The following is a 15,616-nucleotide window of genomic DNA, read 5'->3' as shown; positions in this document are numbered from 1 at the left end:
CAGGCCGTGATTGGCGGCGCCCATCCGGGGCGCTGCTGCAAAGTGCTGTACCAGAGAGACAAGAAAAGGAAGGAGACAAAATGTTGACGACGACATTTGCGCGCCAACGGCAGGAGGCCATCCCGAAGCGCAAGAGCATTCAACGGACGCTGCTGGGCCTGAGCTGTCTGGTTCTGAGCACCATGTCTTTCGCTGCCGGCGGCGAATGGCGCACGCATGGTTATGACGACGCCGGCACGCGCTTCAGCCCCCTGACCCAGATCACCCCGGACAATGCCAAGGAGCTCGGCCTGGTCTGGTCCTACGACCTGAAGTCGTCGCGCGGCGTCGAAGCCACGCCGATCGTCGTCGATGGCGTGATGTACGTGACGGCACCCTGGAGCGTCGTGCATGCGCTGGACGTGCGCAGCGGCGAGCGGCTGTGGACCTATGACCCCGAAGTGCCGCGTGCGAAGGGCAAGGATGCCTGCTGCGACGTGGTGAACCGCGGCGTGGCGGTGCATGAGGGCAAGGTCTTCGTCGGTTCGCTCGACGGCCGGCTGATCGCCCTCTATGCCAAGACCGGCAAGAAGCTGTGGGAGAGGAACACCCTGATCGACGACAGCAAGCCCTACACCATCACCGGCGCGCCGCGCGTCATCAAGGGCAAGGTCATCATCGGCAACGGCGGCGCGGAGCTTGGCGTGCGCGGCTACATCACTGCCTACGACGCCAACACCGGCGAGCAGGCCTGGCGCTGGTTCGCGGTGCCGGGCGATCCGTCGCTGCCGTTCGAGGATGCCTCGATGGCGGCTGCGGCCAAGACCTGGGACCCGGCCGGCAAGTACTGGGAAGCGGGCGGCGGCGGCACGGTGTGGAACTCGATGGTGTACGACGCCGAGCTGGACCTGATGTACATCGGCACCGGCAACCCCTCGCCGTGGTCGCACCGCAAGCGCAGCCCGGCCGGCGGCGACAACCTCTACACCGCTTCCATCGTCGCGCTGCGCCCGGATACCGGCGAGTACGTCTGGCACTACCAGCAGACGCCGGGGGACACCTGGGACTACACCTCGACCCAGGATCTGATCCTGGCCGACATCGAGCTGGAGGGCAAAGCGCGCAAGGTCATCCTGCACGCGCCCAAGAACGGCTTCTTCTTCGTCGTCAACCGTACCGACGGCAAGTTCATCTCGGCGCAGAACTTCGTGCCGGTGAACTGGGCGACCGGCTACGACAAGAACGGCCGTCCGATCGAGAACCCGGCGGCGCGCGATCCGGACAAGCCCTTCGATGCGATTCCCGGCCCCTTCGGTGCGCACAACTGGCACTCGATGTCCTACAGCCCGCAGACGGGGCTGGCCTACTTCCCGGCGCAGAACGTTCCGCTGGTGCTGCAGGAGGACAAGAACTGGTCCTACAACCAGGCCCAGCCCGGCCAGGCGATGGCCGGCATCGGCTGGAACCTGGGCCTGCTGGTCAACACCCAGCCGCCCACCAGCCAGCCTTTCGGCCGTCTGATCGCGTGGGATCCGGTGCAGCAGAAGGAAGTGTGGCGCAAGGAGCACGTCTCGCCGTGGAACGGCGGCACCCTGGTGACGGCCGGCAACGTGGTGTTCCAGGGCACGGCGGACGCGCGCCTGCTGGCCTACGACGCGCGTGACGGCAAGGAGCTGTGGTCGGCGCCGATGGGTACCGGGGTGATCGCCGCGCCGGTGACCTACGAGGTGGATGGCAAGCAGTACGTTACCATCGCGGTGGGCTGGGGCGGGGTATACGGCAACTTCGCGCGGGCCTCGGAGCGGCGCACGCCGGGCACGGTGTACACCTTCGCGCTGGGCGGCAAGGCGGAGATGCCGCCCTTCGTCGAGTACCAGCTCAACAACCTGGTGTCGGGCGTCAAGTACAACCCTGACGACGTCGCTGAAGGGACCGGGCTGTACGTGGCGAACTGCGTTTTCTGCCACGGCGTGCCGGGTGTGGACAAGGGCGGCGGCATTCCCAACCTCGGCTACTCGACTGCCGAAACCATCGGCCATCTCGACCAGTTCGTGTTCAAGGGACCGTTCATGTCGCGCGGCATGCCTGATTTCACCGGCAAGCTGACCGCAGAACAGGTGGAAAAGATCAAAGCCTTCATTCTCGGCACCGCCGATGCGGTCCGGCCGACGAAGTGACGATGCAGCGAGTGCGGTGAACAGGAGACGAACGATGCAGGATTACGTGAATACGATGAAGATGCCGGTCACCGAGGCCACGCGCCGTTTCGTGGCCAAGCGGCAACGGATGCTGATCGGCGGGGAGTGGTTGGAGGCGAGCGACGGGTTGACGCTGGACGTGTTCGACCCGGCCACGGGCCAGGCCTTTGCGAAGGTGCCGGCCGGCGGCAAGGCCGAGATCGACCGTGCGGTGTCCGCGGCGCGCAAGGCCTTCGACGGTGGCGACTGGGCGGCCATGCGGGCGGTCGACCGCGAGCGCCTGCTGATGAAGCTGGCCGAGCTGGTGGAGGCCAACGCGCAGGAGCTGGCCGAGCTCGAAGCGCTGGACAACGGCAAGCCGGTGGCGGTGGCGCGCTTCGCCGACGTCGCGCTGGTGGTCGATTCGCTGCGCTACATGGCGGGCTGGGCGACCAAGATCGGCGGCGAGACCATGCAGCCCTCGGTGCCGATCATCCGCGAGCGCGAGTTCTGGGGCTTCACCCGGCGCGAGGCGGTGGGCGTGGTCGGCGCCATCATCCCGTGGAACTTCCCGCTGCTGATGGCGGCGTGGAAGATGGGGCCGGCGCTGGCCAGCGGCTGCACGATGGTGCTCAAGCCGGCCGAGGAGACGCCGCTGAGCGCGCTGCGCCTGGCCGAGCTGGTGCAGGAAGCGGGCTACCCGGCCGGGGTGTTCAACGTCGTCACCGGCCTGGGCCACGTCGCCGGGGCAGCGCTGTCCTCGCACCCGCACATCGACAAGCTCGCCTTCACCGGCTCGACCGAGATCGGCAAGCTGGTGGGCAAGGCCGCGCTCGACAACATGACGCGCATCTCGCTCGAGCTGGGCGGCAAGAGCCCGATGATCGTGCTCGACGACGCCGACGTCGACGCGGTGGCGGCCGGCGCGGCGCACGGCATCTTCTTCAACTCCGGTCAGGTGTGCACCGCGGGCTCGCGGCTGTTCGTGCACAAGAAGAAGTTCGACCAGGTGGTCGAAGGGCTGTCGAACATCGCCGCCGGCATGAAGGTCGGCGCCGGGCTGGACCCCGACACCCAGCTCGGCCCGCTGGTGTCGGCGGTGCAGCAGGAGCGGGTGATGGGCTACATCCGCAGCGGCTTCGAGGAAGGGGCGCGCGCCGCGGTCGGCGGTGAGACGGGCGGGGGCGGGGGCTACTTCGTCAAGCCGACGGTGCTGGTCGATGCGCACGACGACATGCGGGTGGTGCGCGAGGAGATCTTCGGTCCGGTGGTGGTGGCGATGCCGTACGACGACCTGGACGAGGTCGCCCGCCGCGCCAACGACACGCCCTACGGTCTGGCGGCGAGCATCTGGTCGAACGACCTGACGCGGGTGCATCGGCTGATCCCGAAGATCAAGGCGGGCACGGTGTGGGTGAACTGCCATACGGTGCTGGACAACTCGATGCCGTTCGGCGGCTTCAAGCAGTCGGGCATCGGCCGCGAGATGGGACGGGCGGTGTTCGATCAGTACACCGAGCTGAAGTCGGTGCTGATGGCCCTGTGACACGGGCATATCCTGCCCGCGCCGCCTGGCCGGGGCGCGGGCAGGGTGTTTTCAGTACGGCCGTGGCGGGAAGAACAGTGCCAGCCAGGCCGCCAGATTGAGCTCGGCTTCCTCGCGGATCGTGGCGATCACCTCGGGGCCGATGCCGAGCAGCTTCCACACCGCAGGATCGACGCGTCCCGCTGTCTGTGCGCTCGATTCGCCCAGCACGTCGGCTTCGACGATGGCGCGCGCCAGGTTGAGCGTGGCAGCGTCGCCCGCATGTTCGCCGCCCAGCTTCGGCAGCGTCTGGGTGCCGATGGCACCGGCGAAGGCGCCGGGAACGCGCCATTGGTCCATCAGGGCCGCGCCCACTTCGGCAAAGTCGCAGCCGACGCTGCGGCGCTCGGCCAGATGCAGGGGCTCGCCTGTCTGCAGCGCGCTTTGCCGGGCCGCGTCGGCGAGCAGCGGGGTGGTCTGGAACAGGACCAGATGGCCGATGTCGGCCAGCAGTCCGATGACGAACATCCTCTCCAGGCCTGGGCGCCCGGTGCGGTGCGTGATCGTGCGCGACGCCAGGGCGCACAGCACGCTGTCGCGCCAGAAGCGCTTCATGTCCAGCTGGGCCGGGCGGATGCCGGCGAAGACCGCATGCAGCGACATTGCCAGCACCAGGTCATGCACCTGCTGCAGGCCGAGGATCTGCACGGCATGCGTCACGTTGTCGATCTCGGCGCGGTAGCCGTACATCGCGCTGTTCGACCAGGCGCAGCAGGCGCGCGGTGAGCGCCGGGTCGGCCGACACCAGGCGCGCGACTTCGAATACCGAGCCGGTGGGAGATTCCAGCTGCTCGCGGATACGCTCGTAGACGGTGGGCAGCGAGGTGAGGGATTCGACCTGGCTGGCCAGTTCCTGTGCTGAATGCATGGGGTGCTCCGTGACGCAAGTGGCCATTATCCGCGATTGAGGCCAGATGCGGCGTCGACGAAAGGCTTACATCGAGGGTATGCGCGCGGGCAAAATCACCCTTTGCATTCCGGTGGCCCGGGTGCTATGAGGTTGCGAGATGAGAGCATTGAGCTGGAACATACAGTGGGGCCGCGGTGCCGACGGGGTGGTCGATCTCGATCGGATCGTGGCGGCAATCCGCGATGCCGGGCCTTTCGACGTGATCTGCCTGCAGGAGGTCGCGTGCAATTTCGACGGCCTGCCGGGCGGCGGAGGCGAGGACGAAGTGGCGTTCCTTGCTGCGGCGTTCGAGGGCCATACGCCGGTGTTCGGCGCCGCGCTCGATGTTCCCGCCGCGAGAGGCGGACGGGCGCTGTTCGGAAATCTGCTGCTGTCCCGCCTGCCGGTGGGGCAGGTGTTCCGCCACATGCTGCCGGCACCTGCGGACGACAGCGTGCCGTCGATGCAGCGGCTCTGCGTGGAGGCGGTGGTGGGTACGGCGAGCGGACCGCTGCGCTTCATGACGACGCATCTGGAGTATTACTCGCAGCGGCAGCGGCGGGCGCAGATTGCCGCCCTGCGTGCGCTGCAGGCGGAGGCCGCCGTTCAGGCGGCTGCGCCGGCGCCCGCAAAGAATGGCGGAAGCGCCTGCTTTGCCGCCTGGCCGCGCCCGGCTTCGGCGATCCTGTGCGGCGATTTCAACTGCGAGCCGGGTTCGGAGGAGCATGCTTCGATGCAGGCGTCGATCGGCGGCGGAGTGCCGGCATGGCGTGATGCGTGGCCGGTCTGCCGGTCCGGCCAGCCGCACCCGCCGAGCGTGGGCCTGCACGGCGCCGACTGGCCGGACCATGCCTTTTGCTGCGACTTTTTCTTCGTCAGCGCCGATCTGGCCCCGCGTGTGCAAGCGGTCGAGGTGCTGGCCGATACTGCAGCTTCGGACCACCAGCCCGTGGTGCTGGAACTGGCTGACTGAGGGAGGACTGAATTCCGCCCGGCCGGACGTCTATCACGGCTCGATCAGGTCGCGATAGGCATGCCAGGTGGCATGGCCGATGATGGGCATCATGACGATGAGGCCGACGTGGAACATCAGGAAGCCGAGCAGCGTCAGCAGCACGATCATGAAGGCCCACAACAGCATCGTGCCGGGATTGCGCAGCAGTGCCGAGAAGCTGGCCAGCATCGAGCTGATGGCGTCCTGGTTGCGGTCGAGCATCAGCGGGACGGCAACGACGCTGGCGGCGAAGGCAAGGAAGGCGAAGACCATGCCGACGCCGAAGTAGGCGACGAGAAATTCGATGTTCTCCAGGCTGAGCACCTGGCTGACGAAATGTGAAAGATCGGGCATTTCGCTGTTGTAGAACAGCGCGAAGACGACCATCGAAGCTCGTGCCCAGAGCAGGAATAGAACACCCAGCACTACTGCGAACAAGCCGATGTTGCCGGCGTTGCGCCGCCATACGGTGAGTGTCGGCAGCAGCTCGCAGGCCTGGCCGCGTTCGCGGCGGCGGCTGATTTCGTACAGGCCCATGGCAAGGAAGGGGCCGAGGATCAGGAAACCCGAGGTCAGTGCCACGACGTATTCGTAGGCATGGCGGAGGGTGATGGTGAGCAGCAGGCCCGTGCCGGCGAAGCAGAAACCGTAGAACAGGCTGGGGATCGCGCAGGCTTTCAGATCGCCGATGCCCTGGGCGATCCAGCGCAGCGGTGCGCCGGGCGAAACCTCGCGAATGGTCGGGAAGGGAAGGGCGGGATTGTCCTGCCCGCTTGCGGGCAGGGGATCGTTTTGTCGTGCCATGTCTCTCTCCTGTCGGGGCGTCGGCGATGAGACGGGGGCGCGATATTTGTTTTGTCGTGGGCTACAGCCCCCGTAAGGCATCGACCAGACCGGCGGGTGCTTCGTTCATCATGGAATGGCCGGCACCGGCAAGCACGATCATACGCGCATTGCAAAGCTCCTTTTCAAGCAAATCGAATAGGGGTTTTACCGCATCGGCGGGCGTCATGCGATCGAGTTCGCCGCTGACCAGCAAGGTGGGGCAGGCCACTCGGGCAGCGGCGGCCAGCCCGTCCTGCCAGGCATTGCAGGCGTTCAGGTCGCTGCCGAGGACATGTGCGCCCTGCTGGCGCATGCGCTGCAGGTTGGCGGCCTCGAGTTCGGCGCGGCGGGCTTCGCCGAGGGTTTCGGCTGGCGCGAACGAGAACTTGTTGATCAGCGAGAAGGCGCGCTCGGGTTCGTTCTGCACGGCATCGAGCAGGAAGGAGGAAACCGGCATCGGCACGCTGCAGCCGACCAGCGCCAGCCGTTCGATGCGCGCCGGTGCCTGGCCCGTGGCGGCGAGGGCGACCAGCGAACCCATGCTGTGGCCGCACAGCCGGATACGCTGGTGGCCGAGCGCGCCTGCAAGGGCGAGCACCCAGCGGGCCATGGCGTCGATGTCGGGCAAGGGGCTGCCGCCGGAGCCGCCGTGCCCGGGCAGATCGGGGACGAGCACGCGTTCTCCGTTCGCGGCGAGCCCGGCTGCGACTTCGTTCCATACGCCGTGATCGTGGCCCGCGCCATGAATGAGCAGCCAGGGGGCCGCTTCCGAATGGCTCGCGGGCGTGTGTTCGTGGAGGGCGACGGGCTGGCCCTGGAGTTCGAGTTCTTTCATCGGTAGTGGCGTGGGCAGAGGGACAGGAAGGAGGGAAGGGGCTAAGGGCGGGCGCCGGCTCAGGCGCGCTCGTCCGGCTCCAGCAGGCGTTCGATGGCGGCCATGCGGTCCTTGAGGATGAGCTTGCGCTTCTTCAGCCGGCGCAGCATCAGTTCGTCGCCGAGCGGCAGCTGGGCCAGGCGCTTGATCGCGTCGTCCAGGTCCTGGTGTTCGATGCGCAGTTCGTCGAGCCGGCGATGCAGGCTGGTGACATCTTCGAAAGTTTCGTCGCTCATGGTCGATCCGCAGGAAAGGCGCTCGTGGCGGGTAGAAGCGCGGGTGGGCTGGACGGCGGGTTCGCCGATGGTATGCGGAGGGCCATGCGCTGACAACCATGCGCCGGGCCGGACTGCCTTTGCCGGCGCAATTCTTTATCATTCACCGCTTGCCGGCTTCATGGAGGGAGGACGAGGTGAACAAGGCGTTCGTGAAGGAAAACGACGGCGGGGATGATGACGAGGAGCAACTCGCGCCCGCGCTGCGCCTGCCGGCGGGCAGCAAGAACTACATGACGCGGCGCGGCTATGACGCGCTGCGTGCCGAACTGGACCAGCTTGTCCGTATCGAGCGGCCCAAGCTGGTCGAGACCGTGGCCTGGGCGGCGGGCAACGGCGACCGCTCCGAGAACGGCGATTACATCTACGGCAAGAAGCGGCTGCGCGAGATCGATCGCCGCATCCGCTTCCTGATCAAGCGCATCGAGAGCGCCGAGGTGGTCGATCCGGAGCGACAGCAGGAGCTGGAGCAGGTCTTCTTCGGTGCGACGGTGACCTTCTGCGACCTCGATACCGATGAGGAGCAGACTTGGCAGATCGTCGGCGTCGATGAGGCCGATACCATGCAGGGCCGCATCAGCTGGATCTCCCCGCTGGCGCGCGCGGTGCTGAAGGCGCGGGTCGGCGACGTGGTGCGCTTCCACAGTCCGGCCGGGATGCGCGAGATCGAGATCGTGGAGATTCGCTACGCCTGAGCACGCCATGGCAGCGCCGAGGCGGTGGTACTTCCGACCCTAAAGCTTTGTGATTTTCTGCCGACAAATGGAGCGGCAGTGGGTGTCGCAGCAGACCACCGTGATGCAGTTGGCGGAACTGTGCCGGTGGCGGGGCCTTTTCAGGGAAATTTGATTTTTCGGCTGAAAAAACCATCCTGCCCGTGGCGACAATGCGCGCGGGCCGGGTGCCGTGATGCCCCTGCCATGGAAACCGTTCATGTAGGAGCAGGATGATCATGTCGCTCAAATCGATGCCGGTCGCGCGCCGGCTGATGTTGGTGCTGGCGATTGCGCTGGCGGGCCTGATCGTGCTGGCGGGCGATGCGCTGCTTGAGGGGCGGAGGGCGACGCAGGCTGGCTACGATCGTGCGATACGCGGGCATGTCGAGGTGGCGCACGGCCTCATTGCCCATTTCCATGGGCTGGAGCTTTCCGGTGCCATGAGCCGCGAGCAGGCGCAGGCCGCTGCCAAGGCGGCGCTCAAGGCGCTGCGCTATGGCGGCAACGAATACTTCTGGCTGAACGACAGCACGCCGCGCATCGTCATGCATCCGATCCGCCCCGAACTGGAAGGCAAGGACATGGGGGCGGAGACCGACCCCAAGGGCAAGCATCTGTTCCGCGAGTTCGCGCGGGTGGCGAATGCCCAGGGCGAGGGCAGCGTCAACTACTGGTGGCCGCGTCCGGGCGAGGCCGAGCCGCAGCCCAAGCTGTCCTACGTGAAGATGTTCGAGCCGTGGGATTGGATCGTCGGTACCGGGGTCTATGTCGACGACGTCGATCACGAGTTCAACGCCCTGGCGCTGCGTTTCGGCAGCATCGTCGTGGCCGTGCTGGTGGTGCTGGTGCTGGTCGCCTGGCGTGTCGGCCGCAGCCTGACGAGCCAGCTCGGCGGCGAACCCGCCTATGCGAGCGGGATCATGCAGCGTGCCGAGGAGGGCGACCTGAGCATCGAGGTGAAGGTGGCGGGCGGGAGCGACAGCCTGCTGGGCTGTCTGTCGTCGATGCTCGACAAGCTGCGCCGGATGATGGGTGAGGTCGGGCACAGCGCGCGGCAGGTGGCAGGCAACTCGCACGAGATTCTGGAAGTGTCGCGCTCGGTGTCGAAAGCCTCCGAAAGCCAGTCGGACGCCACCGCCGCCATCGCCGCCGCGATCGAGGAGATGACGGTCAGCATCGGCCAGATCACCGAGAACGCGCTTGGCGCCGAGCGCAACTCGACCCATTCGGCCGATCTCGCGGGGCAGGGCGCGGCGAAGGCGGAGCATGCCCGGGGCGAGATGCAGGCGATCTCGGCCACGGTGGATGAGGCCAGGGAACGTATCCAGCAACTGGTCAGGCGTACCGACGAAGTGGGTGCCATTGCCGGGGTGATCAAGGAGATCGCGGCGCAGACGAATCTGCTGGCGCTCAATGCCGCGATCGAGGCCGCGCGCGCCGGCGAGCAGGGCCGCGGCTTTGCCGTGGTGGCCGACGAGGTGCGCAAGCTGGCCGAGCGCACCAGCGTCGCGACGGTGCAGATCGAGCAGGATGTCGCCGGCATCCAGGAGGAAACGCAAGGGACGGTGGACGTGATGTCGCGCGTGTCGACGCAGGTGGGGAGCGGTATGGCGCTGGTACTCGACGTCACCGAGTCGCTGCGCGAGATTGCCGAAAGTGCGGCCGGGGCGCTGGGCCAGATCCGCTGCGTGGCGGAGGCGACGACCGAGCAGCGCATGGCGGCGACGGCAGTCGCGCAGGAAGTCGAGCAGATCGCGCAGATGGTCGAAGGCACCAATGTCTCGATGCATTCCGCGGTGTCGGCGGTGGAGCAGCTCGAGCAGTTGTCGCTGGACCTCAACCAGATGGTGGCGCGTTTCAGGGTGTGAGCGCATGCTGATGCGAAGGGCAGGCTTGAAATCCGGCCTGCCCGTCCCCAGTTAGGGCTTCGTTCGAATAACCCAGACGGAGCCTCAGCAACATGTCCGAAGCGCAAACCGCCTCCCAGACCCTCAACTTCCAGGCCGAAGTGAAGCAACTGCTTCACCTGATGATCCATTCGCTGTATTCCAACCGCGAGATCTTCCTGCGCGAGCTGGTCTCGAACGCGTCGGACGCCTGCGACAAGCTGCGCTTCGAGGCGCTCGACAACGGCGTGCTGTACGAGAACGACGCCGAACTGAAGATCCGCATCGGCTTCGATGCCGAAGCCAAGACCATCACCATCGCCGACAACGGCATCGGCATGAGCCGCGACGAAGCGATTGCCCATCTCGGCACCATCGCCAAGTCGGGCACGCGCGAATTCTTCGGCAAGCTCACCGGCGACCAGCAGAAGGACGCCAACCTGATCGGCCAGTTCGGCGTCGGCTTCTATTCCGCCTTCCTCGTCGCCGACCGCGTCACCGTGCTGACCCGTCGCGCCGGCCTGCCCGCGGGCGAGGGCGTCAAGTGGGAATGCTCGATGGCCGGCGACGAAGCCGGCGCCTACACCGTCGAGCAGATCGACAAGCCCGCCCGCGGCACCGAGATCACCCTGCACCTGCGCGAAGGCCAGGACGACCTGCTGTCGTCGTGGAAACTCAAGAGCCTGATCCGCAAATACTCCGACCACATCGTGCAGCCGATCGTGATGAAGAAGGAGGAATGGAACGAAGAGCAGAGCAAGCAGGTGCCGAGCGACGAGGACGAGACGGTCAACCAGGCCAGCGCGCTGTGGAGCCGGTCGAAGAACGACATCAGCGACGATGAGTACAAGGCGTTCTACAAGCACGTCGCGCACGATTTCGACGAACCGCTGGCATGGACCCATTCGCGTGTCGAAGGCCGCCACGAATACACCAACCTGCTCTACGTGCCGAAGAACGCCCCCTTCGACCTGTGGGACCGCAACGCCCGCCACGGCATCAAGCTGTACGTGAAGCGCGTCTTCATCATGGACGATGCCGAGAAGCTGATGCCGACCTACCTGCGCTTCATCCGCGGCGTGGTCGATTCGGCCGACCTGCCGCTCAACGTGTCGCGCGAGATCCTGCAGGAATCCAAGGACATCGACACCATCCGCGCCGGCTGCACGAAGAAGGTGCTGAGCATGCTCGAAAGCCTCGCCAACAGCGAGGACGAAGCCGACAGGGAGAAGTACGCCAGCTTCTGGAAGGCCTTCGGCAAGGTGCTGAAGGAAGGCGTGGGCGAGGACTTCGCCAACAAGGAAAAGGTCGCCGGCCTGCTGCGCTTTGCCTCGACCCGGCTCGACACCGCCGACGAGGTGGTGTCGCTTGCCGACTACATCGGCCGCATGAAGGAAGGCCAGGACAAGATCTACTACGTCACCGCCGAAACCTTCAATGCCGCCAGGAACAGTCCGCACCTGGAAGTCTTCCGCAAGAAGGGCATCGAAGTGCTGCTGCTGTCCGACCGCGTCGATGAATGGGTGACCGGCAACCTCAGCGAGTTCGACGGCAAGCCGCTGGTGTCGGTGGCCAAGGGCGGCCTGGACCTGGGGGCGCTGGAAGACGAGGCCGAGAAGAAGGAAGCCGAGAAGGCCGCCGACGAGTACAAGGAACTGCTCGACAAGATGAAGGCTAGCCTGGGTGAGCGCGTCAAGGACGTCAAGGTCACGCTGCGCCTGACCGACTCGCCCGCCTGCCTGGTGGCCGATGAGCACGACCTGGGCATGAACCTGGCCCGCATCCTGAAGGCGGCCGGCCAGGAGGCGCCGGCGTCGAAGCCGATCCTCGAGATCAACCCCAGCCACCCGGCGGTGCTGCGCCTGAAGTACGAAGACAGGAACTTCGACGACTGGGCCGCGGTGCTGTTCGACCAGGCCCTGCTGGCCGAAGGCGGCACGCTCGACGACCCGGCGACCTTCGTCAAGCGCATCAATCAGTTGATGATGGCGATGAGCGGGAAGTGAGCTGCAGCCGATAGGCCATAGCGGCTAGGTAGATGCAGAAACGGCGGGGTTTGGGCCTCGCCGCTTTTTTTCTGCCCGGATCCGCCGGTTCATGCTGGCGGTTGGCGGAAAACAGCAGATCGAAGGCGTCCAAAGTGTTGCCCATAAGGCGACGATCGTTGCCTTCAAGGCGACACTTGACGAGTACTTGGCTCCGCACCCGACCGAGCCCGCAATGCCTCATAAAGCTGCGCTGGCCCGAGCAGGATGTCCTTCAGTCCCTCGCGCACCCGCTCCGACCCCAGCGCCTGCGTGCTCATGGTCTGGTGCGCCTCCAGCGCATCCATGATGGCGTGCAGCAGGGCGTCCTTCAGGTCGGGTGAGTTGGCGAACTGTTCCTTGCTGTTGCTGGCGGCCTGTTGCACCAGGGTGTCGTTTTCCAGCAGCTTGCCCTTGAGCACCCCATTCACGTAGACGAGCTGGTCGTCGTCGGTCAGTTCGCCTTCGAACAGGCCGTTCACCTTCTGGATGATTTCCGCCAGATAGGCCTGCTGCTTTTCCTGCACCGAGCCGCTGCCGACCGCGTCCATCGGCGGCAGCGGGTAGCGGCCGTCCTGGTCCAGCGCCATCGGCTGGGTGCCGCGGTTCTTCAGTGTGTGGTGAGTCAGCACGACCTTGCTCAGGTCCACGGTGTCGCGCTCGCGGCCGAATTCCAGCAGCGGGATGAGGCGCTTGAAGAACAGGAAGCGCTTCTCGATGCCGGTGTTGCCGTAATCGAAAATCTGGCTCAGGAAGGCATACAGGCGTACGAAGGCGCCCATGTCGTTCTTGAACAGCAACAGGGCGTCGAGCATGTCCTGGGCAGCCTTGGCGGCCTGGATGTCGCCTTTCTCGTCGGCAGCGGTCTTGTCTTGCTGCGCGGCCTTGTAGCGCTTGAGCAGGCGGTCGGCCACCGGGGCGATGGCGGCGTCGAGCTGTTTCTGCGTGCCCTGCGGGTCCAGATCGACCTTGGCCACGCGATCCACCTCGAACTCGTCGTACCAGCCGGTCGCATCGAGCTTGGCGCGCAGGTCGTAGACCCGGTTTGGGTCGGTCGTGGCTTCCAGTTCGGCGGTTTCGTAGTAAGTCTGGAAAGCCTTCAGGATGTCGCCGGCTTCGTTGACGAAGTCGAGGATGTAGGTCGTGTCCTTGCCCGGATGGGCACGGTTCAGCCGCGACAGCGTCTGCACCGCCTGGATGCCGCCCAGCATCTTGTCCACATACATGCCGCACAGCAGCGGCTGGTCGAAGCCGGTCTGGAACTTGTTGGCCACCAGCAGCAGGTGGTGGTCGGGCTCCTTGAACACCTCGCGGATGTCGCGCCCCTTCAGGCCGGGGTTCAGTTCGCTGCTCGTCTCGCTCACCGCCTGCGGATAGCTCTCGGCGTCATTCACCTCGCCCGAGAATGCCACCAGCACGCCCAGCGGGTAGTTGCGCCGGGCGATGTAGGCGCGGATGGCCTTCTGCCAGCGCACCGCCTCCTTGCGGCTGCCCACCACCACCATCGCCTTGGCGCGCCCTGCCAGCAGCGGCTGCACGTTTTCGCGATAGTGCTCGACGACGATCTGCACCTTGCTGGCGATGTTGTACGGGTGCAGCCGCACCCACTGCATGATGCCCTTCATTGCCGTGCTGCGTTCGACCTGCTTGTCGTCGTACTCCTGGCCGTCGTGCGCCAGCTTGAAGGCCAGCTTGTAGCTGGTGTAATTCCGCAGCACGTCGAGGATGAAACCTTCCTCGATGGCCTGGCGCATCGAATAGACGTGGAAGGGCTCCGGCAGGCCGTCCGCGCCGGGGCGGCCGAACAGCTCCAGCGTCTTGGCCTTGGGCGTGGCGGTGAAGGCGACGTAGGTCAGTCCGGCATTGGCGCCGGCGCGGGCCTCCATCTGTGCCGCCAGCAGCGCCTCGGTATCGACTTCGCCGCCGTCCTGCAACTCGGCCCATTCCTGGACCGACAGCAACTGCTTGAGCTTGGCCGCCGCCTCGCCGCTCTGCGAACTGTGCGCCTCGTCGGCGATCACCGCAAAGTGCTTGCCTTCGGTGGCCGCCAGTTCCTGCACCGTCTGCAACGCGAACGGAAAGGTCTGGATGGTGCAGACGATGATCTTCTTGCCGTCCTTCAGCGCCTGCGAAAGCTGGGCGCTCTTGCTGTCGTGCTCGCCGGTGATGCTGGCCACCACGCCAGTGGTGCGCTCGAAGTCGAAGATGGCTTCCTGCAACTGCGCATCCAGCACATTGCGGTCGGAGACGACGAGCACGCTGTCGAACAGCTTGTTGTGTCCGGCGTCGTGCAGGTCGGCGAGGAAGTGCGCGCTCCAGGCAATGGAATTGGTCTTGCCCGAACCGGCCGAATGCTGGATCAGGTAGCGCCGGCCGGGACTGCCGGCGTTGGCACTCGCGAGCACGTCCGCCACCAGTCTGCGGGTGGCGTCGAGCTGGTGGTAGCGCGGAAAGATCACGCGTTCGAGCTGCTTCCTGTCGTTGCGCTTGCCAATCAGATAACGGTGCAGGATGTCCAGCCAGCTATCGCGCGCCCATACTTCCTCCCACAGATAGGCGGTGGCGAAACCGTCCGGATTCGGTGCGTTACCGGCACCGCCGGCATTGCCGCGGTTGAAGGGCAGGAAAGTGGTGGCCGGGCCGGCCAGCCGCGTCGTCATCATCACTTCCGACTGGCTCACCGCGAAATGCACCAGCGCTCCGCCGGGAAAACCCAGCAGCGGTTCCATCACGCCGCCTTTCGGCTGCGGGTGACGGTCGAAGCGGTACTGATCCACCGCATCGAACACGCTCTGCGTGAAGTCGGACTTCAACTCGGCTGTCGCCACCGCGATGCCGTTGAGGAACAACACCAGATCCAGCGCATCCTTCGGCTTGTTCGGCGAGTGGCACACCTGCCGCAGCACCCGCAGCCGGTTGGCGGCATAGCGCACCTGTATGGCCGGGTTGATCGCCAGCGCCGGCTTGAACTGCGCCAGCACCAGCGGTTCGCGCAGGCCCACCATTTCCACGCCGCGCCGCAGCACGTCCAGCGTGCCGCGCTCGTTCAGGTTCTTGCGCACGCGCTCGGCCAGCACCCGGGGCAGGGCGGTGCCGTGGGTTTTGGTGAGGCCTTGCAGGCTCTCGGGCTGGGTTGCTTCCATCCAGGCCAGCAGGTCGGGCAGGAACAGGCCGGTGCCGCGGTCGAACAGGGCAGAGTCGCCTTCGGCGTAGAGCCAGCCGTTGGCTGCGAGATGGGTGCAGATTTCGGCTTCGAAGTGGTGTTCGTGGTGAAGGCTCATGGCAGAGATATCAGGTGTTTTAGTTTGCAGGCGTGTGATTGTTGGTAAGATCGTGCGTGCTTTCCCTCACGAACAGTCGAGAGTTGGGTTTGACCAGAATGCCGGGCGTAA

The 15,616-nt window shown here is 65.9% G+C and carries 12 protein-coding genes; 6 read left to right on the top strand and 6 right to left on the bottom strand.

Annotated elements, in window-relative coordinates; all coding sequences use genetic code 11:
• Positions 1-80: 80 nt before the first annotated feature.
• Both QM748_RS08595 and QM748_RS08590 read left to right on the top strand, forming a co-directional pair.
• Positions 81-2,156, top strand: coding sequence for a PQQ-dependent dehydrogenase, methanol/ethanol family (locus QM748_RS08595; RefSeq protein ID WP_415246568.1), 2,076 nt, complete (start codon positions 81-83; stop codon positions 2,154-2,156).
• 34 nt (positions 2,157-2,190) lie between these two features.
• Positions 2,191-3,702 (top strand): aldehyde dehydrogenase family protein, encoded by a 1,512-nt coding sequence (locus QM748_RS08590; protein WP_415246567.1) that lies wholly within the window; start codon positions 2,191-2,193, stop codon positions 3,700-3,702.
• 51 nt (positions 3,703-3,753) lie between these two features.
• Here QM748_RS08590 and QM748_RS08585 read toward each other — a convergent pair whose 3' ends face one another.
• Together QM748_RS08585 and QM748_RS08580 are read right to left on the bottom strand one after the other, a co-directional pair.
• Entirely contained in the window at positions 3,754-4,431 is a 678-nt protein-coding gene (locus tag QM748_RS08585) for an HDOD domain-containing protein (RefSeq protein WP_415246566.1), read from the bottom strand.
• Positions 4,358-4,609 (bottom strand): HDOD domain-containing protein, encoded by a 252-nt coding sequence (locus QM748_RS08580; protein WP_415246565.1) that lies wholly within the window; start codon positions 4,607-4,609, stop codon positions 4,358-4,360. Before QM748_RS08580 ends, QM748_RS08585 begins: the two co-directional genes overlap by 74 nt.
• Before the next feature lie 139 nt (positions 4,610-4,748).
• Here QM748_RS08580 and QM748_RS08575 point away from each other — a divergent pair, with 139 nt between their 5' ends.
• Positions 4,749-5,603: an endonuclease/exonuclease/phosphatase family protein gene (locus QM748_RS08575; protein WP_415246564.1), complete on the top strand. Its 855-nt coding sequence runs from the start codon at positions 4,749-4,751 to the stop codon at positions 5,601-5,603.
• Positions 5,604-5,636: 33 nt separating this feature from the next.
• Here the strand turns inward: QM748_RS08575 and QM748_RS08570 are convergent, their stop codons facing one another.
• The 3 genes from QM748_RS08570 to QM748_RS08560 form a co-directional block, all read right to left on the bottom strand.
• Positions 5,637-6,428 (bottom strand): DUF2189 domain-containing protein, encoded by a 792-nt coding sequence (locus QM748_RS08570; RefSeq protein ID WP_415246563.1) that lies wholly within the window; start codon positions 6,426-6,428, stop codon positions 5,637-5,639.
• 61 nt (positions 6,429-6,489) lie between these two features.
• The gene (locus tag QM748_RS08565) at positions 6,490-7,284 is read right to left on the bottom strand and encodes an alpha/beta fold hydrolase (protein WP_415246562.1); all 795 of its coding nucleotides are present in this window, start codon (positions 7,282-7,284) and stop codon (positions 6,490-6,492) included.
• Between the two features lie 59 nt (positions 7,285-7,343).
• Positions 7,344-7,559: a YdcH family protein gene (locus QM748_RS08560; RefSeq protein ID WP_415246561.1), complete on the bottom strand. Its 216-nt coding sequence runs from the start codon at positions 7,557-7,559 to the stop codon at positions 7,344-7,346.
• Between the two features lie 176 nt (positions 7,560-7,735).
• Here QM748_RS08560 and greB point away from each other — a divergent pair, with 176 nt between their 5' ends.
• The 3 genes from greB to htpG all read left to right on the top strand — a co-directional run bounded on the left by greB (position 7,736) and on the right by htpG (position 12,206).
• Entirely contained in the window at positions 7,736-8,293 is a 558-nt protein-coding gene (gene greB / locus QM748_RS08555) for a transcription elongation factor GreB (RefSeq protein ID WP_415246560.1), read from the top strand.
• A 257-nt stretch (positions 8,294-8,550) separates the two neighbouring features.
• Positions 8,551-10,182, top strand: a complete 1,632-nt coding sequence (locus QM748_RS08550) for a methyl-accepting chemotaxis protein (RefSeq protein WP_415246559.1) — start codon at positions 8,551-8,553, stop codon at positions 10,180-10,182.
• 92 nt (positions 10,183-10,274) lie between these two features.
• A complete protein-coding gene (gene htpG, locus QM748_RS08545) occupies positions 10,275-12,206 on the top strand; it encodes a molecular chaperone HtpG (protein ID WP_415246558.1) in 1,932 nt (643 codons plus the stop codon).
• A 164-nt stretch (positions 12,207-12,370) separates the two neighbouring features.
• Here htpG and QM748_RS08540 read toward each other — a convergent pair whose 3' ends face one another.
• Positions 12,371-15,505, bottom strand: coding sequence for a type I restriction endonuclease subunit R (locus QM748_RS08540; protein ID WP_415246557.1), 3,135 nt, complete (start codon positions 15,503-15,505; stop codon positions 12,371-12,373).
• Positions 15,506-15,616: the final 111 nt, after the last annotated feature.

The sequence above is a fragment of the Thauera sp. genome (assembly GCF_047601425.1).
Classification (GTDB): domain Bacteria; phylum Pseudomonadota; class Gammaproteobacteria; order Burkholderiales; family Rhodocyclaceae; genus Thauera.
This window is presented reverse-complemented; position numbering and strand designations above follow the sequence as displayed.

Excerpts from the sequence above, each read along its gene's own strand:
- QM748_RS08595 (WP_415246568.1), top strand. The coding sequence starts at position 81 with ATGTTGACGACGACATTTGCGCGCCAACGGCAGGAGGCCATCCCGAAG.
- QM748_RS08590 (WP_415246567.1), top strand. The coding sequence starts at position 2,191 with ATGCAGGATTACGTGAATACGATGAAGATGCCGGTCACCGAGGCCACG.
- QM748_RS08585 (WP_415246566.1), bottom strand. The coding sequence starts at position 4,431 with ATGTACGGCTACCGCGCCGAGATCGACAACGTGACGCATGCCGTGCAG.
- QM748_RS08580 (WP_415246565.1), bottom strand. The coding sequence starts at position 4,609 with ATGCATTCAGCACAGGAACTGGCCAGCCAGGTCGAATCCCTCACCTCG.
- QM748_RS08575 (WP_415246564.1), top strand. The coding sequence starts at position 4,749 with ATGAGAGCATTGAGCTGGAACATACAGTGGGGCCGCGGTGCCGACGGG.
- QM748_RS08570 (WP_415246563.1), bottom strand. The coding sequence starts at position 6,428 with ATGGCACGACAAAACGATCCCCTGCCCGCAAGCGGGCAGGACAATCCC.
- QM748_RS08565 (WP_415246562.1), bottom strand. The coding sequence starts at position 7,284 with ATGAAAGAACTCGAACTCCAGGGCCAGCCCGTCGCCCTCCACGAACAC.
- QM748_RS08560 (WP_415246561.1), bottom strand. The coding sequence starts at position 7,559 with ATGAGCGACGAAACTTTCGAAGATGTCACCAGCCTGCATCGCCGGCTC.
- QM748_RS08550 (WP_415246559.1), top strand. The coding sequence starts at position 8,551 with ATGTCGCTCAAATCGATGCCGGTCGCGCGCCGGCTGATGTTGGTGCTG.
- htpG (WP_415246558.1), top strand. The coding sequence starts at position 10,275 with ATGTCCGAAGCGCAAACCGCCTCCCAGACCCTCAACTTCCAGGCCGAA.
- QM748_RS08540 (WP_415246557.1), bottom strand. The coding sequence starts at position 15,505 with ATGAGCCTTCACCACGAACACCACTTCGAAGCCGAAATCTGCACCCAT.